Genomic DNA, 6,946 nt, shown 5'->3' with positions numbered 1-6,946 from the left:
AGGTAGAGGGGAAAGCACCTTTAAAACACACGCACACAATCAGTGATGTGACGGGTTTAGAAAGCGCCCTTAATGGCAAAATGGCAGCGGATAAAACTTTCTCATTTGCTGATTTAAGCGATATCGAAGGCGCAAAAGATGCTGCCAACAACTATGTACTTTATAAATCAAGCAATAATAACTTCACCTTTGGCAGTGCTGTATCTTTGCTTGGTTCTCATCAACATAAGATTGAAGATATCGTGGGGCTCGATAAATTTAGAGCCAAGCTTAATGAAGACCTCACAGCCTATGGACGTCTCAAACAAGCCAATGAATGGCAAAGTTATAATAAGTTTACCGGCAAAGTCACCATGAGTGGCGGTTTGGAACTGTTGGGAAACTCATCATTGAATATTACCCATAACAATAAAGTGGTCACTAACTTAAGTACAAGCGGAAGCTCGCTTAAAGGACCACTGAAAATCGATGGTGATGTTGTTTATACGAAGGCGCAAGTGGATGCAGCCATCTTGGCAGGGATAAAGAGTCTTAAAAAAGATTTGACCGATAAAATCACCAATTGGCCGGCTCTTGCCGATGCTGAGTTGCTCTATACGCAGAACGGAAAAATTCAGTGGCCCGATTGGGTCACAGATAAAACCAAAGTTGAGATACAAGCATGGGGTGGTGGGGGTAGTGGTGGTAGAGCGTTTGGGATAGGATTAGGAGGAGGTGGTGGAGGTGGTGGTTGTTCCGTCTGGTATGGCTATAAAGTCAGTTTAAACGGTCATGAGGATATCATCATTGGTAAAGGAGGGGCTTCTATTGCAAAGAATTTTGTAAGAGGTAAGCCTGGAGAAACAACAACCATTGGCAAAAATTTTATTACCGCTACCGGAGGAAAGGGTGGTGGGGGAGCTGACGCCCGTATCTCTCACTCGGGATTTGGTGGTAGTACGAATTCCTTCTATTCAGGCTCTGGTGGTGCTGGAGGCGTGGGAGGAAATTTTGGTTTAGCAACAGACGAACATCCAGGACTTGCTAAAGGTGGAAATGGTTGTGCTGGGACGAGTGGAATTAATGCAGAAATGAGTGGTAATGGCGGTGATGCTGGGGGTGATACATCAAGGGGGGGCGCTGGAGGAACGGGACAAGGCTCATATTATAGTTCAGGAAAAGCAGGGCGTGGCTTTGGTGGTGGGGGTGCTGGTTCTCATGGGACTGATTGTTCAAGTGGTGCTGGTGCTGATGGCGCTGTCCTTATAAGATTATGGAAAAATTAAATACAAAACCAAAGAGAGCGTAAGTCAAATGGATAGCTGTTCTATAAGAAAGCTTGTATAATTTTTAAGTCCTTTAAAGCCCTTTGAAAGAGCTTTTTTGACTGACAGTGTCAGTCTTATGTAAGAGTGCACTTGTTGTTATGGTCTCTTCATTGATTTGGAGAGCAAGATGACAATAGAATTTAAACTTCGTATTCACTTTATTAAGAATGGCAAGGGATCTAAGTTTTTAGCAATATTTGATCAGACAGCCTTTGATGCGGTTGTAAAATCCTTGATGTTGACGTGCAAATTTATCCCCTCCATGCGCCTATCCTTCTCTTTACGCATGAGGTGGAGAAAAGAAAAACAAGTCTAAGCTATTAGGCTTTCTAATGGGATGTTAAACTGTTGGTGCAAATTTTTAATCATGCGTAGTGTTAGTTTTCTTTTTCCACTCAAGATTTCATAAACGCGATTTAAATGACCAATCGCAGGAACAAGATCTTTAGCACTTAAGTTCATTTGTTCCATTCTAAATTTAATAGCCTCAATAGGATGAGGAGGAGAAATAGGATAATGTTCTGTTTCATAAGCTTCAATCAACAACACAAGAACCTCCATTTGATCAAATTCTGGAGTATTCTCTTTAGGTTGATTGTCAAACATTGCAGACACAATTTCTAAAGCTTCTTGATAATCTCTCTCTGTACGAATTGGTTTGATATTCATTTCTTAAATTCTTTTAGTTCTACAGTATTCCATTAACAATATTTAACTGTAACATTTTTGTTGACAATTGTCACTTAATATATTACATCTTACTTAAAATAAAGTTGTTGAGTTTGCTATGATCAAAACATTTAAAAATAAAGACCTACAATCTCTCTGGGAAACAGGAAAAAGTAAGATTGATAGCAGGCTTCAACAGCGTATTATTCGCCGTCTTGATACTCTTGATGCGGCTTCTCAAGTTAGTAATATCAATGTACCAGGTTATAATTTTCATATGCTTAAAAGCTTTACTCCAACTCGCTACACAGTCCATATCAATGGTCCTTGGTGTATCACTTTTGAATTTAAAGACGGACACGTTTACCATGTTGATCTAGAACAATACCATTGAAGATTTTAAAATCAATTGTAAAGGAGACTATCCATGACCACACGCAATCCTAATCGTTGTCCTACTCATCCAGGAGAAATTTTAGCCGAATCTTTGGAGCATTTAGATACAAGCAAAACCGAAATTGCTCGGATTCTTCAAATATCACGTCAACATCTACATGGCATCCTTAAAGGAGAACGTCCAGTCACAGCCGTAACAGCGGCTCGCATTGGTAAATTATTAGGAAATGGACCAGCTCTCTGGCTACAGCTTCAAGCCAATTATGATACATGGCATGCCTTGAGGGACATTGATGTCTCTTCTATTCCAACACTAGAAGTTAATAAAAAAGTGGATATACAAATGGAACAGAGCCATTCGTAACCATCTCCCCACCCTAAAGACGGGGAGATGAGTCATATTTTTTAATTAAGCTACTTTTGCAACAGGGCTTGCTAAAACGCGCTTAGCTTCTTCAACAAGCGTTTTGTAATGTTTGCTCTCTTCTGTTAATGTAAAGGCTTTAACAAGATGCATGTGAAGCGGTCCATAAATATAAACAGCCTTTTCAGTAGGTCCCATTTCATCCCAGTTGCTTGGAAAATCAAAGCGTGTATCACGATCATTATCAATTAATTGGTTTTTTAAATCATAGAAAGCTTTGACGAGGGCTTTTTTGAATGCACGCACCGTATCATTGTTACGCATATAGGTCATGAGTAGAGTGGCTTGTGGTTCATTGAGGATAGAAATTACTCTTTTCTGTCTTCCGCCTTTGGTTCCAAAGGGTGAGATTTCAAATCCAACCCTTCCAAATTCTTCAAAGTCTTCAATATTTTGACGTACAAGCTTGATAACCGTAGCGTGGCTATTCCCCACACCTTCTGCAATTTTCAAAGAGGTTGTGACAGCGATACCATCATTGTCGATTGTTACTAAATTGTTCATGATTAACTCCTTGTTGTTAGACGTTTTTCATTGACATTTTTTATAAAAATGCCGGGTGCTGAAAAACACGGCAACAAGCCCGTCGTTATGCCTTTCCCCCAAAAGGGTATTGTATAGCATAACCACACCCGACCCCACTATTATATGCGTGTAACATATAATGAGTCAAAGTCTTTAATGTACAGAAGACTGATTATTTCGGTAACCAATCCGCTTGTTGTTTTAAGGTGTTTTTCAAGCACCTTTGTATGAATCTAACGGTTTTAAACATTTTGTCAAGTCGTTCTCAAGAGCGGCTTTTACCCCTCATTTTTTCCCATTCATTTTCATTCACCCCTCATTTAAAGGAGCATAAAGTATGGCAACAGGTTTTCTACACGGTGTTGAAGTCGTTGAGGTTGACGACGGCACACGCCCCCTTCGTGCAGTTCAGTCTGGCGTTATCGGAATTATCGGCACAGCACCCGATGCTGATGAACAAGCCTTTCCTCTTAACACACCCGTTTTGGTTACCGGTTCTCTTTCACAAGCCGCTAAACTGGATAAAACAGGTAAGCGTCAAGGCACCCTACCCAATGCCCTTGATCTCATTTTCAAGCAAGTGGGTGCCATTGTTGTTGTCGTGCGTGTGGACGAAGGTGATAATGAAGAAGCAACACTCACCAATATTCTAGGTGGTGTGAACGAACATGGCGCCTATGAAGGTGTTCATGCTTTCATTGGAGCGCAATCTGTTGTGGGACAAACACCACGTATTCTGATTGCTCCAGGCTTTACACATCAACGCCCTTCCAGTGTAACCACTGATGGAACGAGCGATAGTGCCAAAACTGAGATCAGTACAACATCTAATCCCGTTGCGGCAGAGTTGATTGGCATTGCAGAACGTTTGCGCGCTATTGTGGTGCTTGATGCACCAAACACAACAGATGAAGCAGCCCTTAGCGCAGCAAAGGATTTTGATTCAAAGCGCGCCATCATAGTTGACCCTTTTGTAAAGGTGAATCGTGATGGAAAAATCTTAGAACAGCCAGCAAGTGCAGCAGTTGCAGGTGTCATTGCTAAAACTGATTTTACACACGGTTTTTGGCATTCCCCTTCAAACAAAGTGATCAATGGCATTGTTGGTATTGCACGCCCCATTGATTTTTCCATTGGGGACAGATCCAGCCGTGCCAACCTTCTTAATGAACAAAACATCACAACCATTATTCGTGAAAATGGTTATCGTCTTTGGGGTAATCGCACCCTTTCAAGCGATACAAAATTTGCTTTCTTATCGGTGGTACGCACCGCAGATATGATCAATGACGCCATTTTACGTGGGCATCTATGGGCTGTCGACCGCAATATCAAAAAAACCTACATGAGTGACGTGAGTGAAAGCGTCAATGCCTATTTGCGTGATTTAAAAGCACAAGGCGCCATTCTTGGTGGGCGTTGTACGCCTGATCTAGAGTTGAATACAGCAAGCGCTATTGAAGGCGGCAGAGTCTATTTCAATGTGGAATTCACACCAACAACACCAGCAGAACACATCACATTCCGTTCACGCATTGTGAATGATTATTTAGAGGAGATCTTTTAATGGCTATCCCCGTTTTACCAAGAGTTTTGAAATATTTTAACATTTTTGTCGACGGTATTCCCTATCAAGCAAAATGTGAAAGCGTAACATTACCAAATTTGAACTTGGTCGTTGAAAATTATCGTGGCGGAGGCATGGACTCCTCCATTGAAGTTGACCTTGGTCTTGAAACCCTCATCCTCACCATGACCATTTCTGATTGCTCTCCAGAGTTAATGGCACTGTTGGGGCGCACCGATGTCGACATCTCTCTGCGCAGTTCAATGCAAGCGCAAGGCACACCCGCAGAAGGGGTTGTCATTACCATGAGAGGACTTTGCAAAGGTTTTGAAATGGCAGAATGGCAACCGGGTGGCAAAGCAACATCCACAGCAACATTCACATTGCAGTATTTCAAATATGTCCAGAAGGACGTTGAAATTGTTGAGATAGACGTCCTAAACCTCATCAGAAAATTCAATGGCGTCAATCAATTAGCAGGTCATAGAGAAAACATAGGATTATAAAAATGACAGTACAAACAAGCATTACACATAAATTACTTGTACCGGTTACTTTTGAGGGAAAAGAGCACACCACAATTACCTTACGGCGCCCCAAAACAAAAGATGTGCAAGCAATCGACAAAAAAGAAGGCATAGAGCAAACAATCGCTATGATCACACGCCTTTCTGAATGGGCACATGAAGCGGTTGGAGAACTCGATATTAATGACTTGTCGAGCATTGGAGAGATTTTGGAGTCTTTTATCAAGCGGCGGGATACCTCGACTGGGAAACCGCCGCTAAACTCATAGCCGATATTGCCATTGTGTTCCATTGGTCACTTTCAGACATGATGGAAATGGAACCGCAAGATCTCATATTCTGGCGAAAACAAGCAGCAGAAAGGTATAAGACAAAATGAGTGAAAAAGTTGCTGATGCAAAGGTGAGATTGTCTCTTGAAGATAAACTCACCGCACCTCTCAAACATCTTCAAAAAAAATTCGATACATTGTCAAAAACACTCTCACATAGTTTGGGTATTCCGCGCTTTTCTGCTGCTGTCAAAAACATGACAAAAAGCCTTCATGGTGTTCAAAGTGCTCTTGGTGTAGCTGCAAGCCGTGCTTCAGTCTTTACCGGTGTCCTAGGGCTTGCTGGTGGTGGTCTTGTGGCAAGTTTGACCGCCGTTACCATGAAAACCATGCATATGGGCGATAGTCTTCACCATGCATCTCACCATTTAGGAATGAGTGTCACAGCCCTTCAATTATGGGGTGATGCAGCCGATAATTCAGGATATTCTGCCGAACTCTTTCAACAATCCTTGGCAACCTTAAATAGGCGTTCTGCGCAAGCATATGCTGGACAAAAAAGAGGCATGATGGGATTTGAAGCGCTTGGTATTTCTGTCAAAAACGCTTCTGGTAAACTCAAATCAAATTCTCTCTTACTAGAAGAAATTACCGAAAAAATGAGTAAGATGAAAAGCCAAGCACAAAGGCAGCGTATTGCTGCGCTGTTGTTTGGTGGAGATGGTAAAGAAATGGCTGCCATGCTTTCACAAGGTATGGCACCCATTAAAGAACTCTTTGCAAAGGCGCGGAAAGGAAAATGGCTGATAGGTGCCGATGTTGCACGCTATGCAGCAGATTTAAGTGATAAGCTTGGTGCTTTTAAGAAAAAAATAGGCGGTATTGCGAGCTTTATTGGCGCACGTTTCATGCCTGTGATCAATGATATGATTGATGCATTTTCAAAGCTGATTGATGAAAACCGTGATCTTATCCAAACAACCGTGGCAAGCTGGGCTAAAACCTTAAAACAAGTCTTACAAGATTTACTTAATCCTACCTCTGATTTAAGAAAAGGCATCAGTGATCTCACAGAGAGGATTAAAGGCTGGTTTCGATGGCTAGAGCCATTGATTGGTGAAATAACCCTCTTCAAGATAGGTCTTGTCGCCCTTGGTTCATTTATTTTTGGTCCACTCATTGCCGCATTAGCAGCCGTAGGAGTAGCGTTTGTTAGCCTTGGCTATGCTATGATGACCACCCCTATTGGTTGGCTCATTG

At 41.9% G+C, this 6,946-nt stretch carries 10 protein-coding genes and 1 pseudogene; 9 read left to right on the top strand and 2 right to left on the bottom strand.

Translation table 11 applies throughout. The features are described 5' to 3' along the window. Together PVV68_RS09390 and PVV68_RS09385 are read left to right on the top strand one after the other, a co-directional pair. A partial coding sequence (locus PVV68_RS09390; protein ID WP_273782947.1) for a Bgr_08870 family protein occupies positions 1-1,265 on the top strand: 1,265 nt, incomplete at its 5' end. 169 nt (positions 1,266-1,434) lie between these two features. Then, on the top strand, positions 1,435-1,623 hold the full coding sequence (locus PVV68_RS09385) for a hypothetical protein (protein ID WP_273755883.1): 189 nt from the start codon (positions 1,435-1,437) through the stop codon (positions 1,621-1,623). Here PVV68_RS09385 and PVV68_RS09380 read toward each other — a convergent pair. Next, on the bottom strand, positions 1,620-1,976 hold the full coding sequence (locus PVV68_RS09380) for a type II toxin-antitoxin system HigA family antitoxin (protein ID WP_019220258.1): 357 nt from the start codon (positions 1,974-1,976) through the stop codon (positions 1,620-1,622). The two genes, PVV68_RS09385 and PVV68_RS09380, sit on opposite strands and share 4 nt — an antisense overlap. Before the next feature lie 118 nt (positions 1,977-2,094). Between PVV68_RS09380 and PVV68_RS09375 the strand changes: the two genes are divergently transcribed. Both PVV68_RS09375 and PVV68_RS09370 read left to right on the top strand, forming a co-directional pair. Then, positions 2,095-2,370, top strand: a complete 276-nt coding sequence (locus tag PVV68_RS09375) for a type II toxin-antitoxin system RelE/ParE family toxin (protein WP_273782946.1) — start codon at positions 2,095-2,097, stop codon at positions 2,368-2,370. A 33-nt stretch (positions 2,371-2,403) separates the two neighbouring features. Then, positions 2,404-2,736, top strand: coding sequence for a HigA family addiction module antitoxin (locus PVV68_RS09370; RefSeq protein WP_273757231.1), 333 nt, complete (start codon positions 2,404-2,406; stop codon positions 2,734-2,736). A 45-nt stretch (positions 2,737-2,781) separates the two neighbouring features. Here PVV68_RS09370 and PVV68_RS09365 read toward each other — a convergent pair whose 3' ends face one another. Beyond that, on the bottom strand, positions 2,782-3,300 hold the full coding sequence (locus PVV68_RS09365) for a Rha family transcriptional regulator (RefSeq protein WP_273782945.1): 519 nt from the start codon (positions 3,298-3,300) through the stop codon (positions 2,782-2,784). 358 nt (positions 3,301-3,658) lie between these two features. Between PVV68_RS09365 and PVV68_RS09360 the strand changes: the two genes are divergently transcribed. The 5 genes and pseudogenes from PVV68_RS09360 to PVV68_RS09340 all read left to right on the top strand — a co-directional run. Then, on the top strand, positions 3,659-4,888 hold the full coding sequence (locus PVV68_RS09360) for a phage tail sheath subtilisin-like domain-containing protein (protein ID WP_273782944.1): 1,230 nt from the start codon (positions 3,659-3,661) through the stop codon (positions 4,886-4,888). Next, positions 4,888-5,394 carry a phage major tail tube protein gene (locus PVV68_RS09355; RefSeq protein WP_273782942.1) on the top strand — a complete coding sequence of 169 codons (507 nt, stop codon included), beginning with the start codon at positions 4,888-4,890 and terminating at the stop codon, positions 5,392-5,394. The genes PVV68_RS09360 and PVV68_RS09355 overlap by 1 nt, the downstream gene beginning before the upstream one ends. 2 nt (positions 5,395-5,396) lie before the next feature. Then, the gene (locus PVV68_RS09350) at positions 5,397-5,684 is read left to right on the top strand and encodes a phage tail assembly protein (RefSeq protein WP_273755856.1); all 288 of its coding nucleotides are present in this window, start codon (positions 5,397-5,399) and stop codon (positions 5,682-5,684) included. A 38-nt stretch (positions 5,685-5,722) separates the two neighbouring features. Next, positions 5,723-5,794 carry a hypothetical protein gene (locus PVV68_RS10765; RefSeq protein ID WP_404978381.1) on the top strand — a complete coding sequence of 24 codons (72 nt, stop codon included), beginning with the start codon at positions 5,723-5,725 and terminating at the stop codon, positions 5,792-5,794. Continuing rightward, positions 5,791-6,946 (top strand): annotated as a pseudogene (locus tag PVV68_RS09340) (phage tail protein); the annotation flags it as partial. The gene PVV68_RS10765 and the pseudogene PVV68_RS09340, both read left to right, overlap by 4 nt.

Source organism: Bartonella sp. ML69XJBT (genome assembly GCF_028618515.1).
Taxonomy (GTDB): Bacteria; Pseudomonadota; Alphaproteobacteria; order Rhizobiales; family Rhizobiaceae; genus Bartonella.
Note: the sequence above shows the minus strand (reverse complement) of the source record. Positions and strands in the feature narration are given on the sequence as shown.

What these genes read in the sequence shown, in the direction of transcription:
- PVV68_RS09385 (WP_273755883.1), top strand. Translation starts at nt 1,435, where the DNA reads ATGACAATAGAATTTAAACTTCGTATTCACTTTATTAAGAATGGCAAG.
- PVV68_RS09380 (WP_019220258.1), bottom strand. Translation starts at nt 1,976, where the DNA reads ATGAATATCAAACCAATTCGTACAGAGAGAGATTATCAAGAAGCTTTA.
- PVV68_RS09375 (WP_273782946.1), top strand. Translation starts at nt 2,095, where the DNA reads ATGATCAAAACATTTAAAAATAAAGACCTACAATCTCTCTGGGAAACA.
- PVV68_RS09370 (WP_273757231.1), top strand. Translation starts at nt 2,404, where the DNA reads ATGACCACACGCAATCCTAATCGTTGTCCTACTCATCCAGGAGAAATT.
- PVV68_RS09365 (WP_273782945.1), bottom strand. Translation starts at nt 3,300, where the DNA reads ATGAACAATTTAGTAACAATCGACAATGATGGTATCGCTGTCACAACC.
- PVV68_RS09360 (WP_273782944.1), top strand. Translation starts at nt 3,659, where the DNA reads ATGGCAACAGGTTTTCTACACGGTGTTGAAGTCGTTGAGGTTGACGAC.
- PVV68_RS09355 (WP_273782942.1), top strand. Translation starts at nt 4,888, where the DNA reads ATGGCTATCCCCGTTTTACCAAGAGTTTTGAAATATTTTAACATTTTT.
- PVV68_RS09350 (WP_273755856.1), top strand. Translation starts at nt 5,397, where the DNA reads ATGACAGTACAAACAAGCATTACACATAAATTACTTGTACCGGTTACT.